The sequence below is a fragment of the Chryseobacterium sp. GTID13 genome (assembly GCF_056172655.1).
On record NZ_JAOCMB010000002.1, the window covers coordinates 896224 to 916676 of the forward strand.

At 36.9% G+C, this 20453-nt stretch carries 21 protein-coding genes and 1 pseudogene; 10 read left to right on the forward strand and 12 right to left on the reverse strand.

What is annotated here, in order from left to right; translation table 11 throughout:
- Positions 1-3 precede the first annotated feature (3 nt).
- A complete protein-coding gene (locus tag N4G44_RS04450) occupies positions 4-579 on the forward strand; it encodes a 5-formyltetrahydrofolate cyclo-ligase (RefSeq protein WP_474924789.1) in 576 nt (191 codons plus the stop codon).
- Here the strand turns inward: N4G44_RS04450 and N4G44_RS04455 are convergent.
- Together N4G44_RS04455 and N4G44_RS04460 are read right to left on the reverse strand one after the other, a co-directional pair.
- A complete protein-coding gene (locus tag N4G44_RS04455; RefSeq protein WP_040993507.1) occupies positions 528-1109 on the reverse strand; it encodes a hypothetical protein in 582 nt (193 codons plus the stop codon). The genes N4G44_RS04450 and N4G44_RS04455 overlap by 52 nt on opposite strands.
- A complete protein-coding gene (locus tag N4G44_RS04460; RefSeq protein ID WP_474924790.1) occupies positions 1093-2274 on the reverse strand; it encodes a hypothetical protein in 1182 nt (393 codons plus the stop codon). The genes N4G44_RS04455 and N4G44_RS04460 overlap by 17 nt, the downstream gene beginning before the upstream one ends.
- Positions 2275-2455: 181 nt before the next feature.
- Between N4G44_RS04460 and N4G44_RS04465 the strand changes: the two genes are divergently transcribed.
- The gene (locus tag N4G44_RS04465; protein ID WP_040993509.1) at positions 2456-2797 is read left to right on the forward strand and encodes a hypothetical protein; all 342 of its coding nucleotides are present in this window, start codon (positions 2456-2458) and stop codon (positions 2795-2797) included.
- 171 nt (positions 2798-2968) lie between these two features.
- Here N4G44_RS04465 and N4G44_RS04470 read toward each other — a convergent pair whose 3' ends face one another.
- From N4G44_RS04470 to N4G44_RS04500, 7 genes and pseudogenes are all read right to left on the reverse strand, one after another.
- Positions 2969-3736, reverse strand: coding sequence for a TrmH family RNA methyltransferase (locus N4G44_RS04470; RefSeq protein WP_474924791.1), 768 nt, complete (start codon positions 3734-3736; stop codon positions 2969-2971).
- A gap of 37 nt (positions 3737-3773) precedes the next feature.
- Positions 3774-5276 carry a DNA recombination protein RmuC gene (locus N4G44_RS04475; RefSeq protein WP_474924792.1) on the reverse strand — a complete coding sequence of 501 codons (1503 nt, stop codon included), beginning with the start codon at positions 5274-5276 and terminating at the stop codon, positions 3774-3776.
- A 71-nt stretch (positions 5277-5347) separates the two neighbouring features.
- Positions 5348-6103: a DUF5995 family protein gene (locus N4G44_RS04480; RefSeq protein WP_474924793.1), complete on the reverse strand. Its 756-nt coding sequence runs from the start codon at positions 6101-6103 to the stop codon at positions 5348-5350.
- Between the two features lie 101 nt (positions 6104-6204).
- Positions 6205-6807, reverse strand: a complete 603-nt coding sequence (locus N4G44_RS04485; protein WP_474924794.1) for a hypothetical protein — start codon at positions 6805-6807, stop codon at positions 6205-6207.
- 2 nt (positions 6808-6809) lie between these two features.
- Positions 6810-7151 (reverse strand): YciI family protein, encoded by a 342-nt coding sequence (locus tag N4G44_RS04490; RefSeq protein ID WP_474924795.1) that lies wholly within the window; start codon positions 7149-7151, stop codon positions 6810-6812.
- A 183-nt stretch (positions 7152-7334) separates the two neighbouring features.
- Positions 7335-8512 (reverse strand): annotated as a pseudogene (pncB, locus tag N4G44_RS04495) (nicotinate phosphoribosyltransferase).
- A 90-nt stretch (positions 8513-8602) separates the two neighbouring features.
- Positions 8603-9079, reverse strand: coding sequence for a Dps family protein (locus N4G44_RS04500; protein WP_474924796.1), 477 nt, complete (start codon positions 9077-9079; stop codon positions 8603-8605).
- 347 nt (positions 9080-9426) lie between these two features.
- Here N4G44_RS04500 and N4G44_RS04505 point away from each other — a divergent pair, with 347 nt between their 5' ends.
- The 8 genes from N4G44_RS04505 to N4G44_RS04540 all read left to right on the forward strand — a co-directional run bounded on the left by N4G44_RS04505 (position 9427) and on the right by N4G44_RS04540 (position 17629).
- The gene (locus tag N4G44_RS04505) at positions 9427-9912 is read left to right on the forward strand and encodes a hypothetical protein (RefSeq protein WP_474924797.1); all 486 of its coding nucleotides are present in this window, start codon (positions 9427-9429) and stop codon (positions 9910-9912) included.
- Between the two features lie 859 nt (positions 9913-10771).
- Positions 10772-11185, forward strand: coding sequence for a 30S ribosomal protein S12 (gene rpsL / locus N4G44_RS04510; RefSeq protein WP_002983146.1), 414 nt, complete (start codon positions 10772-10774; stop codon positions 11183-11185).
- Between the two features lie 22 nt (positions 11186-11207).
- The gene (gene rpsG / locus N4G44_RS04515) at positions 11208-11684 is read left to right on the forward strand and encodes a 30S ribosomal protein S7 (protein WP_040993517.1); all 477 of its coding nucleotides are present in this window, start codon (positions 11208-11210) and stop codon (positions 11682-11684) included.
- Between the two features lie 6 nt (positions 11685-11690).
- A complete protein-coding gene (gene fusA, locus N4G44_RS04520) occupies positions 11691-13808 on the forward strand; it encodes an elongation factor G (protein WP_474924798.1) in 2118 nt (705 codons plus the stop codon).
- 16 nt (positions 13809-13824) lie between these two features.
- A complete protein-coding gene (rpsJ, locus tag N4G44_RS04525; protein ID WP_002661363.1) occupies positions 13825-14130 on the forward strand; it encodes a 30S ribosomal protein S10 in 306 nt (101 codons plus the stop codon).
- A 315-nt stretch (positions 14131-14445) separates the two neighbouring features.
- The gene (locus N4G44_RS04530) at positions 14446-16665 is read left to right on the forward strand and encodes a TonB-dependent siderophore receptor (protein WP_474924799.1); all 2220 of its coding nucleotides are present in this window, start codon (positions 14446-14448) and stop codon (positions 16663-16665) included.
- Positions 16666-16674: 9 nt separating this feature from the next.
- Positions 16675-16956, forward strand: coding sequence for a hypothetical protein (locus N4G44_RS04535; RefSeq protein WP_474924800.1), 282 nt, complete (start codon positions 16675-16677; stop codon positions 16954-16956).
- 175 nt (positions 16957-17131) lie between these two features.
- Entirely contained in the window at positions 17132-17629 is a 498-nt protein-coding gene (locus N4G44_RS04540) for a low affinity iron permease family protein (protein WP_474924801.1), read from the forward strand.
- A gap of 36 nt (positions 17630-17665) precedes the next feature.
- On the opposite strand, the gene N4G44_RS04545 is transcribed toward N4G44_RS04540, so the two are convergent.
- From N4G44_RS04545 to N4G44_RS04555, 3 genes are all read right to left on the reverse strand, one after another.
- The gene (locus tag N4G44_RS04545) at positions 17666-18295 is read right to left on the reverse strand and encodes a hypothetical protein (RefSeq protein WP_474924802.1); all 630 of its coding nucleotides are present in this window, start codon (positions 18293-18295) and stop codon (positions 17666-17668) included.
- Positions 18296-18402: 107 nt separating this feature from the next.
- Positions 18403-19158: a hypothetical protein gene (locus tag N4G44_RS04550; protein ID WP_474924803.1), complete on the reverse strand. Its 756-nt coding sequence runs from the start codon at positions 19156-19158 to the stop codon at positions 18403-18405.
- A gap of 77 nt (positions 19159-19235) precedes the next feature.
- The gene (locus tag N4G44_RS04555) at positions 19236-20387 is read right to left on the reverse strand and encodes a hypothetical protein (protein WP_474924804.1); all 1152 of its coding nucleotides are present in this window, start codon (positions 20385-20387) and stop codon (positions 19236-19238) included.
- Between the last annotated feature and the right edge of the window lie 66 nt (positions 20388-20453).

Below are 20453 nucleotides of genomic sequence, written 5' to 3' on the forward strand. Positions count from 1 at the left end.
GCTATGTTAAAAGCTGAGCTTAGAAAAGAATATATGCAAAAAAGAAAAGCCTTGTCAACTGATGAGGCTTTCCTGTTATCTAAGAAGATCATGGCTAACTTCCTAGCTTATTTTAAACCTGGAAGAGGGCAGAAGGTTCATATTTTTATGCCTATAAAAAAGTTTAAGGAAATTGACACAGGAATTTTTATTGATGCTCTTTTAAAGGCAGATATCCGTGTTTTTGTCCCTAAGGTTGTTGAAGATCAACTGATTTCTGTAGAGATCAATAAAGATACCGTATTCGAGACCAGCAGCTGGGGGATTTCAGAACCTCTTTCCAACGAAGATGCGCAGGAACTGCATTTTGATTATGTGATTACTCCATTGCTTTACTGCGATCATAAAGGGAACAGGATAGGCTATGGGAAAGGTTTTTATGATGCCTTTTTTCAAAGCATTTCTGTTGCATCCAAAAAAATTGGGGTCAATTACTTTAGTCCCGATGAAGCAATCGATGATGTCTGGGAAAATGATATTCCTTTAGATTATTTGGTTACGCCTACAGAAGTACTGTCTTTTTTTAACGGATCGGAATAGAAATCTAGGAAATAAAACTTAAATTCTTTTTTAATCATCGGAGTTGAAAGCAGGATATACTGGGCGTTTTTCTCAAAAGTTCCCAGGGATTTATTTTTTGCGTCAAAATATTCCAGATTGAATTTGGCGTAATCCAGAGTATCCTTTTTATAGAATTCTTTATAAACACTCAGGTTATTTACTTTTACCGATTTCACTTTAAGGCTGTCCAGTTCATGGAAAAGTTTTTTAAACGTCGTAGAGTCGGGCTTATGAAAATAGCTTTCCATTTGGGAATAGATAAAAGTGTCTACTTCTGTATTTCTGTTGCCGGATAGGTATAGGGTAGAGAGGTCCAGGAGTTCCTGTACTTTCTGTTTGGTAATGGAATTAATGGCCTGCATACTGTCCATCTGTACCGCAGGATAGCTTTTTATATTGTTGCTGTTTCTCAGCATATCCAGATCGCTTACTTCTTTATTTTTATTATTGCAGGATACAAATGCTAAAAAAAGTACTGCGAAGATTAGAAATTTATTTATTTTTTTCATCTGTAGATGCGATTTTAAATTTAATGGAGACTATTTTTCCTTTATTGTCCTTTTTCATCTCAATAACATTAAGATTTTTAAGAGATGTGGTAGGGGTTGTAACGAGTGTAATATATTTCTGCTTATCAAGCCTTTCTATACCGTATGTATTATTATCGTATACCTGATAAATCACTGCATTATTGCTGATAAGACTTTCCAGCTGATTTCTTTTCTGCTTAATAAGAGCGACCTGCTCTGCGGAATTACCACCTTTTACGTCTTTAATAGAGAAATAATAGGCAGCCATTTTGTAATCGTCAGGTTTCAGCTCTATCATTTCCTCTTCCGGAGCATTTTCCAGGTTTCTGTTCACTTCCAGGTACTCATAGAAAGGAGCGCTGATCTGCATTTTGATATTTTTATCTTTGGTAGAATAATAAAAGCACTCGCCGGGCTTTATTTTATACAGTAGCGGAGATTCATTTTCCTTGATGACCCTTATCTCCAGCGTATTGATCACAGAAACACCACGGTCTTTATCGGTAAAACAATATTTATAAGTTTTTGAAAAAATTTCATCTTTAAAACCAAGAACCCCGGTAACGGCTATTAAAATGGAGGTAATAATGGCCCAGGCATTTTTTTTGAGGATATTTTTTCTTGGTGTTTTCGGTTGTATTTCTGTATGAGCTTGTGTTTTTAAATTTTCTTTAATCTCTTGATTATCAGTTATTGATTTTTGTAAATCGTCATTTTCCTGAGCCTGATATTCGATTTTTTTAGTAGAAATCTCAGTTTTAGGAAGTTCAGGGGATAAAGAGACTGTTTTTTCCAGTTCTTTTACTTCTTCCGGTTCAGGATCTTCATTTTCCTGAAGCAATTCTCCGGCAAAAAGATGCTGTTTCTTGAAATCGTACCAGGATTCGTATCCCGCATAAACACTCAGTAAATTGAGCATATCAATACGAGGCAATTTGGTCACCGGGGAAGTTTTAAAATAAGTGTAAAAAGATTTTTCGCTGATGTTGCCTTTGGCTTTTTTGCGTAAGTCTTCCTGGAAATATATAATATCTATTCCCTTCCATTTTGAAATTTCATCATGGGAGGGAGTAGATTTTTTTAAATATTCTGTTTGAACATCTTTTTTTAACTGTTCAAAATGCAATAGATCTAAATCTGTCAATTTTATAAAATAATTAAATTGTTGATTATCAGTATTGTTTTTTTGTAAAACAATTTTACAAATGTATTACAATTATTTTTCATAAACAACTTTTGTATCTGCTCTACCTTTGTCTTGTTCAAATAACAGAACAGAAGAAAATTTATAAAAACAATATTAACAAAATTAAATTTAATTTATTATGAAAAAGTCATTATTCGTAGCTGCTATCGCTGCAATCTCTCTAGTTGCTTGTAAAAAAACTGAAACTACTTCTACTGAAGGAGCTACTGATTCTGCTGCTGCTAACGTAGCTGATTCTGCTGCTGTAGTTACTGATTCTGCTGCTAAAGTAATTGATTCAGCTGCTAACGTTGCTGTTGACGCTACTAAAGATGCTGCTGCTGCTACAACTGCTGCTGGTGCTGATGCTGCTAAAGCTACAACTGAAGCTGCTGCTGACGCTGCTAAAGGTGCTGCTGATGCTGCTAAAGGTGCTGCAAAAGACGCTGCTAAAGAAGTTAAAGACGCTGCTAAGAAATAATTCTAGCATAAGCTTAACAATAAAAGAACCGTTTCACCCTGTGAGACGGTTTTTTTATGCCTTATTGTTTTGTAAGAGGTGGAAGATTTGAAGATGGATGATGGATGTTACTAAATAAGTACTACTTAGACTTTAAAAGCTTCCCTCTTCCGGCATCAGACTTCCTTTCCCTTATCCTTTCTTTTGTTTCAATGACTCATAGCACGTAATGGCTACAGCATTACTCAGGTTTAAAGAATCAATACTTCCAGCCATAGGAATCAGGGTGTTTTTTCCTTTCCCGATCCAGAAATCGCTTAAACCGGAATGCTCCGTCCCGAATAATACGGCGGAACGCCTGGTAAAATCTCTTTTATAAAGATCTTCAGCAGTCTCGTCCATCAGGGTTGTGTAGATATTGAACTTATTTTTCTGCAGAAATTCAAGGGTTTCTTCATTTTCAGCATCATAAACTTCCATTCCGAACAGGCATCCGACGCTTGAGCGTATTACATTAGGGTTGTAAAAGTCAGCTTTTCCATTGGCAACGATCAGGGCATCAATTCCAAAAGCTTCGCAGCTTCTCAGGATTGCCCCAAGATTACCGGGTTTTTCTACTCCTTCTACAATAATGACAGTTGAATTTTCTTTAGGGATAAAAGATGAAAGAAGACTTTCCTTGGTGTTATAAATACCTATAATTCCTTCAGAGCTTCCCCTGTAGGCTATTTTTTCGTATACTTTTTCACTTACATAATGAATTCTGCCTTCCGGAAGTTTTCCTTTGAAGATATTTTCACAGATAAAAAACTCTACAGGTTCAAAATCATATTGTAAAGCCCTTTCGTTTTCCTGCTGTCCCTCAACAACAAAAACTTTGGCTTTTTTACGGAATCTGTTGTCTGCCAAAAGCTTGGTGACATTTTTTATTTTATCGTTTTGAAAACTTTCTATCAACATGCTGCAAAATTATGCAAAAATTGTGATTAGGCATGCTTTAGTTTTCCGTTTCCAGAAAGTTGCTGTTGTCAATAAGGCTTTGTGGCAGGTCTTTTTTGTTTTTAATTCCCAGGGATTTAAGCTTCTGGGTTTGGATCACGAGATTGTCATTTCCGGTAGAAAGCTGTTTGTAGGCATCATTGTACACATTTTTAGCCTGATCAAGGTTTTTTCCTACTTTCTCAAGGTTCTCCACAAACCCGACAAATTTATCATAGAGCTTTGCTCCACGGTCAGCAATTTCCATGGAATTTCTGTTCTGGTATTCACGTTTCCAGAGATCTGCAATAAGCTTCAGGGAAGTGATCAGGTTACTTGGATTTAGCAGAAGGATTCTTCTTTCGTACGCAAAGTTCCAAAGGTTCTGGTCTGCCTGCATAGCTGCAATATAAGCAGGTTCACTGGGAATAAACATCATGACGAAATCCAATGATTTTCCATAGTCGTCATAAGCCTTCTGGCTCAGCTGGAGGATATGGTTCTTGATAGAGCCTAAATGCTGGTTAAGCTTCATGGCATAAACATCCTGGTTGTTTTCATCCACCAATTCTGTGAAGGCGGTAAGGGATACTTTGGAATCAATAATGACATTTCTTTCGTCAGGGTATTTGACAACAGCATCCGGACGCATTTTTTTACCGGAAAATTCGGAGAAAAGGGCTTTATTGTCCTCATCACGAAGTTCATGTTCAAGGAAATATTCTCTTCCTTTTACTAATCCCGATTTTTCAAGGATGCTTTCAAGGATCATTTCACCCCAGTTTCCTTGTGTTTTGCTTTCTCCTTTTAAAGCTCTGGTCAGTTTTTTGGCGTCTTCAGAAATCTGCTGATTCAGTTCGGCAAGTTCCTTTACTTTTTCCGCAAGGGAGAAGCGTTCCTTATTTTCCTTTTCGTAAGCTTCGTTGACCCTGTTTTTAAGATCTGCAATCTTTTCCTGGAAAGGTTCAAGGATGGTTTTTAAATTATTCTGATTTAAAGTGGTAAACTTTTCCGTCTTTTCTTCTAAAATTTTATTGGCCAGGTTCTCAAACTGCAGTTTTGATTCTTCCTGAATTTTGGCAATTTCCTCCTTTTGGGTATCAAGTGACTTCTGCATGCTGTCATTTTTTGCAGAGAGCTCGGAATTTTTGGCAAAAATATGCTGCTTTTCGGAAATCAGATTTTCGATTTGAGAAGTCTGCTTGGCATTAAGCTGCTTCTGCTCCAAAAACTGAGAGTTCAGGGAAGCATATTCGGCAGAAATTTTGGCATATTCATTTTTCAGGTCATTCAGCAGATCGGTTTGCTGCTGGTTCAGTTCTTTTTCTTTGGTGATATTTTGGTTCAGCTCCTGAACTTTCAGATTGAGATTTTCAAGATCTGAATGATTTTTGATGTGCAGATTATTTAGTTCATCATAAGAACTTCTTGAAACCGTAGACGATTTTAAGGCAAAATATAAAATAACGGCTCCCAGAATTCCGCCGGCAATACATCCGATAATTAAATAGGTCATCTCCATGCTTCAAAATTACGAAAAGAAAAGTTGATTTCTTTTACGGAAAACCGTTAAAATTTTTTGGTTTCAATGTCTTAATTCAATTTTGTACCAGATAAAATCTCAATATTTTTCACTACATCATTGCTCTCACATTTTTTCAGTTCTTTTGTTAATGAAGGAGTAAGGATCTTCGGATTTAAAATTTGTGATGCTACTTTTGCTGCAGCATAATCTACAATATTGATAACGGATTCTCTTAAAAAGTTTGGAGTATTGGAAGCAATAACTGCTGTAGCCCAGGAAGTTTCCCTTGCTTTGGAAATGGCGAAATCCAGAATAGCATTGTCTTTTCCATTGGAAATCTTGTCGATGAGATCTACCGGATAACAAATTTTATTTAAGGAGTCCTGAACTTTTTGGTTGATGGAGGCAATTACATTATTAATATTTTCAAAATCTCTTTTAAGCGGATTGATTTTCCGGTAGGGCATTATTGAAGCAGCAGAAATTCCAAGATCCAGATTGATGTGAGCATTCATTCCTAAGAAAATATGCTGTAAAATCAGAAGATTCTTATTTTTGGTCGCTTCAAAGGCGAGATACCAGGAATAGGTACACTTTTTCCCTTTGCTATAGCTTTCCCAGGCTTCGAGATATCTTTGTGCAAAAGCAATATCCAGTAAAATCATTCTTGGGTTATCTTCAAATTTCTTTTGCTGAATACCTTTCAGTACTTGTGCTGTCATGATTCTGTAAGTGCAGGCAAAATAGCCGGCCGGGCTTTGATTTTCTTTACACCAGATAATGATCTCATCCAGTTTTTTCAGAACTTCTTCGATGGTTTTCATTGGGATTTTAGTTTCTTTAAATGTAATAAAAATCGCGCTGTTGGCGTCAAAAAAATCACCATGAAATTTCATAGTGACTTTTGAATTCGAGAATGTTTTTATTATGTTTCAGAACTTTGATACAATAAGATGAAATATATACAATTCAGTAAAGTAGCTATAAATGAGCCTAGAAATACAGCTAAATTATCTCTTGTTTTACCGGTAATCAATCTTATAATCCAATAGTTGATGATATAAACAGGTATCAGTAAAAAGAAATTAAAAACTACTAAAAAGTTAAACTTATAAAGAAGAATGAAAATGACAACTGAGCTGACGGCGGAAGAGACAAACGTTCCGAAGATTACTTTAATTACCGTTTCCGAATCAACTTTTAAATTTTCAACATTTTTATGTATTTGATTGTACTTTGTCTCTATTAGAAAGTTAATAGTTTTATCAGTGAGTAAATCAGAATGTATTAATTGTAAGCATTCTTGTTTTGATAATTTGTTCATGTAGTAACCATGAATTTCTCTTATAACCCTGTTTTGTTCATTTAAAATTAACTTTTGAATATTAATTTTAGCCTGAAACTTTTCTAAAGAGCCTCTGCTTACAATTTCGGCTAAGATTTCTTTATCTGCTTTCCCCTGATAATCTATTTGATTAGTATAAGATTCAATCAGGTCTTTTTCTGAAAAATTATTGTAAAACCCCATTCCTATGGATTTTCCTTAGCTATTTCCCCATGGTGTTTTAAATACATTGGCAATGCAGCAGATCCATACCACGGAAAAATTTCATAGCTGAAGACTCCGGCTTGTACTGCAGGATCAGTTTTTACCCATTGTTCAGCTTCTTCTTTAGATTGGGTATTGAAAATAAACATGCCCCGGTAATTTTCTTTGTTTTTCTCTAAAAATGGTCCGGCTACGACTATTTTTCCTTCGTCGGCAAGCTTGCCGATATTAGCCATATGGCCTTTCATCAGCTCACCCATTTTGGCTTTATCATCTACTTTTGTGTTTCCAGTGGTGAGCATGACAATAGTATAGGCTTTCATTCCGTACTTATCGGCACCAAGGGAGGTCGCCAGTTCCTGGTTGAATGCCCGCTTTTCTGCTTTTTTTCCTGGGCGAAAGACAAGACTCCCGCCAGAAGAGTAAGGGATAAATAAATTTTTAATCTCATAATATATGTTTTAAAAGTCTAATGCGAAGCGATATCTAGTATCTTAAATTTACTCTCAATCTTTTATTCTTAGAAATTCTTTGGCGAGCTCAATCATTTTAGGATCACCAGTGTATTTTCCATGCTCGTCGGATAATTTTACCGTTGGAATCCATTCTTTGTTCGGAGCCTGTACACCGATCAGTTTCATAACGATATTCATTGGTTTCAGGCCGACATCATTGGTAAGATTAGTTCCGATTCCGAATGATACCCCGATTTTTCCTTTGCAGTAGTTGGTGATTTCTTCTACTTTTTCCAGATTTAAGGCATCAGAAAAGATAATATATTTAAATAAAGGATTGATTCCGTTATTTTTATAATGCGCTATTGTTTTATCTGCAAACTCCAGAGGATCACCACTGTCGTGGCGTACACCATCAAACAGTTTGGCGAATTTTTTATCAAACTGCTGGAAGAAAACATCGGTAGTGTAAGTATCAGACAGGGCAACTCCCAAGTCACCTCTGTAAACATCCACCCAATGTTCAAGGGCAAGTTCGTTGGCCATTTTAAATCCGTATTCTGCGGCATGAAACATAAACCATTCGTGTGCATGGGTGCCGATAGGTTTTACTCCGTACTTCATCGCAAAATGAACATTGGAGCTTCCTATGAATGTGGATTCCTTATTTTGCGTTAAAGCTTCCATCACCAGATTCTGTACCTTATAAGAATGTCTTCTTCTGGTTCCGAACTCAGCGAAATTAACTCCAAGCCTTGCCAGTGAATCTGCCTTTTCTAAAGTTCTTTTCATTACAATTTCATTGGAGTCTCTTTCCATATGGTTCATTTCATAATGTAGCTCGCTGATCAAGGCAAGAAGAGGAACTTCCCAAAGGATTGTTCTGTACCAAAGCCCTTCAACGATTACGGAAAGGTCGCTGCCTTCCTGATGAATCTTTACTTCGGACGGATCATAATGGTAGCCTTCTAAAAAATCTAAATAAGGTAAGTCTATATAAGGACAGGTTCTTGCCATGAATTTTTTTCTTCTTTGGTAAGTTTCAGTTCTGCCATTTTGTTGACTGCTTCCTTTAAAGCTGCATCGAAACCTTCTGGAAACTGGTGCTTTCCTCTGTTGATGAATTCGTATTTTACAATGGAGCTTGGAAATAATTTCACCACTGCATTTTGCATTGTTATTTTATAGAAATCGTTATCCAGAATAGAATTTAATCGAACATCGTGCATAATATGTGTAATTTTAACGCAAATATAGTTATTTAAAATAAAAATCGCCTAAATGTAAGACGATTTTTTTATCAAGATGATTTTTATCTTTTACTTTCCTAAATAAGAATTGTACATCCATACTTCTTTTTCCTGCTCGGTAATATAGTCGCTCATTTGGGAATTGGTTCCTTCGTCTCCTGCTGCATCTGTAATGTCCAGAAGTTCTCGCTGCAGGTCAATAACTACTTTGAAAGAGCTCAGAATAAGCTCTACGCTTTTATTAGCATCGGTAACCTCTTTACTTTCTTTAATGGTAGCTACTTTCAGATAGTCTGAATAGTTATGGGCAGGAGTTGCGCCTAGTGTAAGAATTCTTTCCGCGATCTCGTCTATTTTCAATACAAGGCTATTGTATAATTCTTCAAATTTAGGATGAAGAGTGAAAAACTGATCTCCTTTAATATTCCAGTGGGAGCCCCTTGTGTTTTGGTAAAATACTGAATAGTTGGCTAATAAAATATTTAATTTTTCTGAGATATTTTTACAGTCGGCTTCTTTCAGGCCAATAATGCTTGCGTTTTTCATATGTTTATTTTTTATGTAAACAAATTTAGAAAATATTGTGCCGAAAAGGCTTTAAACTCAATAGAAGATAACTATGAGGAAATTTTTTAAAATAGTTTGGAATTATTAATATTGCCAGATTATAAACTTACAGCCAGAAATTAAATAGATATGCTTTTTGAAACCACCATAACCACTCCCGAAAATAAAAGAAAATCTCTGGTTCAGTATTTCTGTATAGGAGTTGTATTGGTTTATATAAGTGTTTTTATAGCTTTATATGTCAAAGCAGAGGATCCTGTTTCAGGTTGGACTATTTCAGATTGGCTAATTAATTATAGTGACGGGGGTTCAAAAGAAGGGGTCTTTTGGGAGATGTATTATTTTATATACAGGATGAGACGGGATTGAGGTTGCAGTATCAAATCCTTATTTTTCAAATTCTGGCTCTTTCTGGGATTGTATATGGTACATTATTGTATTTAAAGAAATATAAGGTTGATATATTTTACATGTGTATAATGGCTTCCCCTTATATTTTGCTTTTTCCGGCACTGACTGTCAGGAATGCGGGTAGGAGAGAGATTATATTAATTTTTATCATACTTTGGTATTCTTTTGCCAAGAAATCTAAGTTTAATGATGGTGTTTTATGGGTACTTTATATTGTTTTTTTATTTATCCATGAACTTGGGTTTTTCTTTTTGCCCTTTATAATTTGGATTAATTACTCGAAGTGGCAGAGTATTAATTTTAAGTATATAGTTTCTATATTTATTGCTGCTTTTATCTCTATCGGGATTATTTATTTTCTAGGAGGAAATGTAAATGGAGGGAAAGCTTGTCTATTCTAAAAAATAGAGGAGTGGCTTTTCAAAGAGAAAATATTTTTGATATGGAATATTCCTTTGATTTTAATTTTGTTCTCCAGCATAAATTATCTTTTCTTATCCACGGTATTGAATTGTTTGTTACAATTTTTCAAATAGGCTTGTACGTTTATCTTTTTAAGAGAAAATCTTTCTATGCCTATATCTGCTGCAATATAATTTGTGTCCTTTGGGTAGCTCCTTTGTTTTATCTTGGAATTGATTGGATGAGATGGAATTATATTTATTCTACATTGTTATTTATTGTTTTTACATCCTTATTAACTACAAATGAATCTAATGATATATTGTTTAATAATAATCTTGTAAAGTCTTGCTATCTAATCTTATCGGTAATTTTTTATTTGCTTGTTATTCTGCACCTTCAGCATGATTTGATGATTGAATGGGCTAAGAGTTTTATTAATTAAAATTATATGTTGAGATAATAAATATTATATGTTGAGATAATAAATACAGCTGTAATATTGCAGTCAGAAAAACTCTCCACATAGTAAAATTTATATAATAATTGAAGATGCTTACTTATTTAGAAATAGATTAGGACCTTATTTATTTTCTTAATCGAGAAATCAAAGACTTGAATGAAACAGACTTGACCTTCGGAACTAATTACTTGACTTTACAATTATTTAATATACTGTTTTTAAGAAAAAAATGACATTCATTCTGTGTGTTTTTTCAATGCCGGTCAGCGGTACGTTATTCAACCCTTCAAAGACATCTGCTTTTTTATGTAAGTGTTTGATTTTAATTTTTATATAAGTATTTGTAGATTAAAAAAATATTCCTATTTTTGCACCCTAAAATAAAAAGCAATTAAATGCCTACTATTCAACAATTAGTAAGAAAAGGAAGAGCCACGCTTGCCAAGAAGAGCAAATCGGCTGCCCTTGATTCTTGTCCACAAAGACGAGGTGTATGTACGAGAGTATATACTACCACTCCAAAGAAACCTAACTCTGCACTTAGAAAAGTAGCAAGGGTAAGACTTTCTAACGGGAAAGAAGTCAACGCCTACATCCCGGGCGAAGGACATAATCTTCAAGAGCACTCGATAGTATTGGTAAGAGGCGGAAGGGTGAAAGACCTACCGGGAGTACGTTACCACATCGTAAGAGGTGCATTAGACACTGCAGGTGTAAATGGAAGAACACAGAGAAGATCGAAGTATGGAGCTAAGAGACCTAAACCAGGTCAGGCAGCTGCTGCACCAGCAAAAGGAAAGAAAAAATAATCATTAAATAAGGTACAAGACAATGAGAAAGACAAAAGCTAAAAAAAGAGCGTTGTTACCAGATCCGAAGTTTAATGATCAATTGGTAACCAGATTCGTAAATAACCTGATGCTTGACGGTAAGAAGTCAATCGCATTCAAAATTTTCTATGATGCATTGGATATCGTAGAAACTAAAAAAGGAGACAACGAAAAAACTGCACTTGAAATCTGGAAAGATGCACTTACTAATGTAATGCCTCACGTAGAAGTACGTTCTAGAAGAGTAGGTGGAGCTAACTTCCAAATCCCTATGCCAATCAGAGCCGACAGAAAAATTTCTATGGCAATGAAATGGTTAATCAAATATTCAAAAGCTAGAAATGATAAGTCAATGGCTTTGAAATTAGCTAACGAAGTAGTAGCTGCTTCGAGAGAAGAAGGTGCTGCTTATAAGAAAAAGAGTGATACTCACAAAATGGCGGAAGCTAACAAAGCGTTTTCACACTTTAAATTCTAATCTGAAATGGGAAGAGATCTTAAATTTACAAGAAATATTGGTATTGCTGCGCATATTGATGCCGGTAAAACTACCACTACAGAAAGAATTTTATTCTATACAGGGGTAAACCACAAAATTGGAGAAGTTCACGATGGTGCTTCTACAATGGACTGGATGGAGCAGGAAGCAGAAAGAGGTATTACTATTACTTCTGCTGCAACTACTTGTTCTTGGAACTTTCCAACAGATCAAGGTAAACCTGTTGCTGAAACTAAACCTTACCACTTCAACATCATCGATACACCGGGACACGTTGACTTCACTGTAGAAGTAAACAGATCTTTAAGAGTATTGGATGGATTGGTATTCCTTTTCTCTGCAGTAGATGGAGTAGAACCTCAGTCTGAAACAAACTGGAGACTTGCTGACAACTACAAAGTGGCAAGAATGGGATTCGTAAACAAAATGGACAGACAAGGTGCTGACTTCTTGAACGTTGTAAAACAAGTAAAAGAAATGTTAGGATCTAATGCAGTTCCAATCGTTTTACCAATCGGTGCTGAAGAAGATTTCAAAGGAGTTGTAGACTTAATTAAAAACAGAGCGATCATCTGGGATGAAGCTGGACAAGGTGCTACTTTCGAGGTAGTTCCAATTCCAGAAGATATGAAGGATGAAGTTCTTGAATACAGAGAGAAATTAGTAGAAGCTGTTTCTGAATATGACGAAACTTTGATGGAGAAATTCTTTGAAGATCCGGATTCAATTACAGAAGAAGAAATCAATGCTGCATTGAGAGCTGCTACTATTGATTTATCTATTATCCCAATGACTTGTGGTTCTTCATTCAAGAACAAAGGAGTACAGTTTATGTTGGATGCAGTATGTAAATACCTTCCTTCTCCATTGGATAAAGATGATATCAAAGGTACTGACCCAAGAACAGACGCTGAAATTACAAGAAAGCCATCTGTAGATGAGCCTTTCTCTGCTCTAGCATTTAAGATTGCTACTGACCCGTTCGTGGGAAGATTAGCATTCTTCAGAGCATACTCTGGAAGACTTGATGCTGGTTCTTATATCTTGAACACCCGTTCAGGAGATAAAGAAAGAATCTCAAGAATCTATCAGATGCACGCTAACAAGCAAAACCCGGTAGAATATATTGAAGCTGGTGATATTGGTGCTGCTGTTGGATTCAAGTCTATCAAAACCGGTGATACTATGTGTGATGAGAAAAACCCAATCGTTCTAGAATCGATGGTATTCCCTGATCCGGTAATTGGTATCGCTGTTGAGCCTAAAACTAAAGCTGACCAGGATAAAATGGGTAACGCTCTAGCTAAACTGGCTGAAGAAGATCCAACGTTTACAGTGAGAACTGACGAAGCTTCTGGACAAACGATCATCTCTGGTATGGGTGAGCTTCACCTGGATATCATTGTAGACCGTATGAAGAGAGAATTCAAGGTTGAAGTAAACCAAGGACAACCTCAGGTAGAGTACAAAGAGAACTTAACAAAAGTTGCCAGCCACAGAGAAGTTTACAAAAAGCAATCTGGAGGTAAAGGTAAATTTGCTGACATTGTATTCGATCTAGGTCCTGCTGACGAAGGTAAAATTGGTTTAGAATTCATCAATGAGATCAAAGGAGGTAACGTTCCTAGAGAATTTATTCCTGCTATTGAAAAAGGCTTTAAAGCTGCAATGAAGAACGGTCCTTTGGCTGGTTTCGAAGTTGAAGGTATTAAAGTTACTCTTAAAGACGGATCTTTCCACGCAGTGGATTCTGATGCCCTTTCTTTCGAATTAGCTGCGAAGCTTGGTTTCAAAGAAGCAGGTAAAGCTGCTAAGCCAGTGATCATGGAGCCTATTATGAAACTGGAGGTTGTAACTCCGGAAGAGTATATGGGTAACATTATCGGTGACCTTAACAAGAGAAGAGGTACGATCAGCGGTCAGGAAGAGAAAAACGGAGCTGTTGTAATCAAAGGTTCTGTTCCACTTTCTGAAATGTTTGGATATGTAACAACTCTAAGAACACTTTCATCAGGAAGAGCTACTTCTTCTATGGAATTAGAGAAATACGCACAAACTCCACAAAACGTTGCTGAAGAAATCATTGCTAAAGCAAAAGGTTAATTTTTAAATTAAAGAAATGTCACAAAGAATCAGAATAAAACTAAAATCTTACGATTACAACTTGGTAGACAAGTCTGCTGAGAAAATCGTAAAAACGGTAAAGGCTACTGGTGCTGTTGTAAACGGACCAATTCCATTGCCAACGAATAAGAGAATCTTCACAGTGTTGAGATCTCCGCACGTAAACAAGAAAGCAAGAGAGCAGTTCCAGCTTTCAGCTCACAAGAGACTGATGGATATCTACTCTTCTTCTTCTAAAACTGTTGATGCTCTAATGAAATTAGAGTTACCAAGCGGTGTAGACGTTGAAATTAAAGTGTGATAACTGCATACTTTGCAATGATTATAGATCCGTTCCTTTTTAGGAACGGATTTTTTTGTTTATAAAAACTTGAAATGCCTAATACGATCGGCAATAAAGTATACACAATGCATCTTTTGTCATTTTCTCCCTTATACCTTTGAACCTGTTTTACTTTGGTACCTATAATGGGTTTAGCTGATCATTAAGAGATCCTCACCTCACTTTAAAGCTCATTTATAATCTGATAATGCCCAGTCATGACAGGTGAGATATGTCAGTACGTTTTATTTATTTAGAATTAATAAAAATAATAATTTTGTAAAAAATTATCAGATGAATAAAGTAGTATCCTTTTCTCTGCTTGTATTGGGTGGGGTTTTTGTAAACGCACAGCAAGTAAATGATTCTATTAAAAAATCAAAGGAAATTGATGAAGTAGAGTTATTTGGTGAAAAAAAGAAACAGCCTGCAGGACTTGAAGCCATTACCAGATTACCCTTGAAGACCAGAGACCAGATTCAGAGTATCTCCGTGATCTCTCATAAAGCAATCGAAGAATTGGGAAGCCTTACTGTAACAGATGTGGCTAAAAATGTACCCGGTGTTACACTATTCTCAAGCTACGGCGGCGGAAACGAAAGTATGTCCATCCGGGGGTACCGTGGAGTACCTGTCCTGAAGAATGGAGTTCAGATGGATTCCGATTTCCGTACTGCCGGAATGATCACCGATATGCAGGGAGTTGAAAGCATTCAGGTTCTGAAAGGTTCAGCAGCAGTGACACAGGGCATAGGAAACGGTCTGGGCTCAGCAGGTGGAGTCATCAACGTGGTAACGAAAAAGCCTCAGTTTGTCAACAAAAGTAATGTTGGTTTCAGATATGGAAGCTGGGATTTTTACAGGCCAACCGTAGATTTGCAGAGAGTTTTGGACTCCCAGGGGAAAGTTGCTGTACGATTTAATGGTGCTTACCAGAACAACAATTCTTTCAGGTCCCATGTAGAAGGTGAAAGAATTTATATCAATCCATCCGTAGCTTACCGTCACGACGATAAAACACAGATTGTTGTTGAAATGGATTACCTTCAGGACAAGCGGACTCCGGACAGAGGAACAATCAATCTTGCAGAAGGAAATGTAGAGGCACTTTACACAATGCCAAAAGGAGCTTTTCTGGGATACACTTCCGATTTTACAAAAGTAAAGTCATTCAACTTTTCTACTTTGGTAGAAAGAAAGCTTACCGATAAATTGAAATTAAGAGCAGCCTATATTTCCGGAGAAAGAGAAGTAAACAGTGAGGCATCATCTATAGCCCATGCTAAAAATACTCCCTGGACCGAACGCTACCGAACAATAGGAAAAAGCAGAAGTATAGATGCGAACAGGGTATTCCAGGCAGATTTTATTGGAGAAAATATTCAGACCGGATTCATCAGGCATACGTTTCAGGTAGGGGTAGACTGGAAAGAAAGCGAAGTGACGACCTATGCTTTTAATGCCTACAAAAATTCTATTTCCCAGGCAAACCTTATCAATGCAAATAACCCGCTGGATTCATTTGATGTGATGAAGGGAATTTCAAACATATTACCGGTAAATGTAGTATACGATCAGTCTAAAGAGCCCGGAGTGGTAAGAACGCCTACTTTCGGTGCTATGGCACAGGATGTAATGTCTTTTGGGAAATATGTAAAAGCACATGCCGGTGTTCGTTACAGCAGAGTAAACGGAGCGGGCGACAATGTAAGTGATGCATGGAATCCTTCATTTGGATTGATGCTGTTCCCTGTAGAAAACGTCAATGTTTTTGGGTCTTACACTACAACCACTTCATTGAGATCAGCCAATAATGTTCTTTTAGCAGGAGGAAATGTAGGAGCTTCCACAACCAAACAGTGGGAGGCAGGTATTAAATCCGATTGGTTCAATGAGCGTTTGAGATTCAACATCACATTGTTCGATATTAAAACAGACCACTTGTCTTTTACCATCCTTGATGAAAACTATAACCCTGTTGTGATCAATAAGCAGACCATGTACGGTCTTGCCGGAGAGCTAAGGAGAAAAGGAATTGAAGTAGAATTAATCGGTAGAATCCTTCCAAACTTACAGGTAATGTCAGGATGGGCTTATCTGGATGCTCAGTACCAGAACAGTCCTGCATACGTGAACGGATCAGCACCGATGAATGCGCCTAAACATACGGCAAACGGCTGGTTAAATTATAAATTTAATACAGGAGCCTTAACAGGTCTTGATATAGGAGCCGGAATTTATTACGTAGGAAAAAGGCCGGTTGATGAATGGACCCAGAAAACATTCACTGCAGGCCATGCCAATAGTGTAAGTCCGGGAACGAAACCGTTTAACATGCCGGAATATACAACCGTAGATGCCCAGGCAGGATATACCCTGAAAAATGGTTTGGGATTAAGGGTATTCTTAAACAACATCTTCGATTCGGTGGGATACAGTTCTTATTTCAGAGGAGGATACATCGATCAGATCCAGCCGAGAAACTTCGCCGTACAGGTTAATTATAAATTCTAACAAGTAAAAATGATAATAAAAAACATTAAAGCAATAGCCTGTGCTATAGTTTTTGGAACAGCCATAGTATCCTGTGCTTCCGATACGGAACTTTCAGAAGAAGAACTTAAGGCTGCCAATGAGGCAATGAGATTTAATACCATCAACAATCTATATCAGTGGAATAACTGGAATAATCCTTGGTTGAATAACGGAATGCCTCCGGGAATAAAACCGATCCGATTCGGAAAAGATCTGCCTTCCATGCAGACGTACAGCCCATCTGAAGAAATTACTTTCGGAAAGAAATAATAAAAGACAACATTCATATCAAATTTTAATTAGAAAACATTAAGGTAGGACTTCTGTCTTAATGTTTTTGCTTTTAAGAAGGGTCGGAAAAATCATTTTTCACGTTGTTCTTTCCAATTTTCTCTCCCCAATTCAAGTTAATTCAATACATTTAGTCATTAAAAGAATTGACGCTATGAGCCATAAAAATCATAACCTTTTTGAGAGATTTTCAGATTGGGCAACCAAATTTACAGGAAGTTCACACGCATTTATCGGAGCCGTACTCATTGTTATTGTCTGGGCAGCTTCAGGACCTGTTTTCAATTATTCTGAAACCTGGCAGCTGGTTATTAATACCGGAACTACAATTATTACTTTTTTAATGGTTTTCCTGATCCAGAAAGCACAGAACAAAGATTCAAAAGCAATACAGATCAAGCTTAATGAGCTTATCGCAGCCCATGAAAAAGCAAGTAACAGGATTGTAGATATCGAAGACCTGACCGAAAAAGAGCTCGATCAGCTTCACTGTTATTATGAGGAACTCGCTAAGTTTGCCAAAAAGGATGCAGATATCCACACCTCCCATTCCATAGATGCAGCTCAGAGAAACCAGAATTACAAACATGAATTTTTTAAGCATAAACATGCAGAGTGGCTTCAGAAACAGCAAGAAAAAAAGGAATCGTAATGATTCCTTTTTTCTTTTTATTAATAAATACTGAAACTATTTTCTCAGAAAGTATCCGAAATAACTACAGCTTCCGGAAAGCCCCTTTAATGTTTCAGTATCCGCATACTGAGATTTCAGCTGGGCAAAATAAGTTCTGTATTTCTGATTTCTGATATTGTCCAGTTCAGCCTGATGAGCCTGTTCCTTTTCAGAATACTGAGGATCCGAGTAACTTATATTAGATGCGTTTTTAGCTTCATACTGGTAATATTTTCCCTGTTCTGCACTGGCCATCTGGAAAAGAACTCTGGCTCTCTGCTCCTTGTTCTTTGATAGCTTCAGTGTTTTTTGATAATAATTAATGGCCAGATCAAAATTATCGGGTTCAATGTAAGTGGTATCAAGGAAATTCTTGTAATAATATTTGTAAGGATTTTTTCGGTCCGTATTCCAGAAATCATACTTACCTCCGTTGCTGTTATCAATATCCATCACGAAAAGCTGGCGGTAATATCCGAGGCTTGAAGTATTGTACAGTAGATTTCCGATCAGCTGGCTGGCTGCAGCGGCTTTTTCATCTGTTCCATTGCTGATCTTTTTAAGCTGGATCAGGGCATCTGCCAGTTCCAGTTTATTCATACTGCTTTTAATGAAAGGGAATGCGGAGTAATCTTCAGCTTCCATACTTTCAGTTTCCGCACTTCCGAAGCTTTCCCATACATTATGCCCGAAGACAAGGTTCGAAATATCCCTGAATCCGTTATATTCACCGGCTGCGTATTGTTTCGGGGTTATTTTCTCCCTTTATCGGTCCAGTCATAATTCATTCGTGGAATTCCTGCAAATCCCTGGGCTTTTTCATAATACGATTTCGCTTTTTCAAAATCTGCCAGCTTCATGGCTCTGTCTCCATAAATCATATTGAAGAAAGCATCAATATTTCCTACATTGTCCATGTTTTTGGCGATGATTTGCTGTTCAAACTGGGTTTTATTCGGTTTTTTGTAGAAGTCTTCAACGCTTTTTACCAGGCTTGAATTCGGGTTATACTGAAGATCCGAAAGCTTATTGTTCATCAGGAACGATTTTCCGTCTTCACCCTGAAGGAAGTAGCGGTTGGCAAGAACATCTTTCAGGAAGTCTGCCGTAGACGGAGTTTCACCATAATAATCGTAATCTGTATTCGTGCTGTCTTTTTTTACTTCTTTTTTCACGAAATAATCAGCATAATCTTTCATTAAATGATCTTCGTATTCCGCATCAATCTTAGGATGCGAAACAATATCATTCAGAACCTTCATTCTTTTGATCTCTTCCAGATATTCCGGGTTTGTTGTTTTAATGTCTTCCAGAACTTCAGAACTTGCTTTATAGTCTTTTTTCAGAAATTTCAGATAAGCATCGGCGATCTGCCAGTATTCATCCTTAGATACTTTTTTGGTTTTCTCCGTAAATTTTTCAAGGTCGTTCAGGTAGTCCTGGGTCTTTTCATCATAGCCATAACCTGTTTTGGTATAGAAAGGAATCCTGTCCGGATTGTTGAGCAATTCGTCGTCACTCTGATCATTTTTATCTCCATTCTTGCTTTCAGATTTTGATCCCCCGAAAAGATTTTTAAAGAACCTTACGATCTTTTGCCAGAATGAAAGCTTCTCTTCTTTTTTACTTCTGCAGGCTCAGAGGTGGAAGTGGTAGCTGTTTTATCGTGATCATCTGCATTTCCTCTCTGTATATATACATTGTCTGCAGCATCGGATGTATAGTAATAAATCGGGAGATAGCTTCTTTCCAGCTCGTTGATGCTTCTTACCGCCATTACTTTCAGGATCTCGGAATCAGGATTGATGTCATACATCTTTTCCATAATAGGAATTGGATTCGTGAAACCTTCATAGCCCAGTAAAAAATAGGCCATGTTTTTCTCATCATTGGTTCCGGCCCGCTTCATAATATTGCTGAAAGAAGCCGTATCCGACAGTTTCATTGAGACAAAAGCAGATTCCTTACGGTCCTTGCTGTGCATAAATACCTGGAAGAAATTCCAGTTGGCATCCGCATTCATTGATTTCCCTCTCTGTGCACCCGCAAGCTGATCCAGTGCCATAAAATAGACTGTTCCTTTTAGTTTGACAGGTTCTATATAAGTTTTGAAAGCTTCCAGGGCTGCATCATAATTTCTCGTATAATGATTGAAACGCACCAGTTGATAACCATAACGCTGCTTGATTTCGGGATTTCTTGCTGCATTATATAAAGAAGTCAGGGCATTTACTGTCTTAGCATAATCAATGGATGTGGCATTCACATTGCTTGAAGGACCATTGCTGTAAAATGAGTCCTTACTTTCCACATAGTTGATGCTCATATAGGGCTCCAGATATTTGGCTTCAATTAAATAATCAATGCCTTCTTTGTATTTCTGATAGAATCCGGTACCCAGTTTCTGCAGCAACGGATTGGTAGGGGTTCCATTTTTCAATGCGTTCAGATCATTCATACTGATCTTGTAAACCAGATTCTCTGTTTCCGCATAATTCAGTTGGTTATTGAAGAACTTTTTCCAGGTTTCTATATTATCATCCGGAATCTGCATTCCCTTATAGTCACCATAGAACCTGTTTGAATAGGTAAGCAGGAAAGGAAGATAAGATTTATCCTTAATGATGCTCTGGGTAAACAGGTTGAAATATTCATAATCAGGATCCGACCACGCGCAGGCGTCAGATTTCGTATAGAAAAGCGATAGAACCGCCAATGAAAGAATGTACTTTTTCATATAGTTGATAGGTGTTTTTAGTTTTTAAACTGAATTTCAGTGAAGCTTAAATTCTTAAAGTTGCGT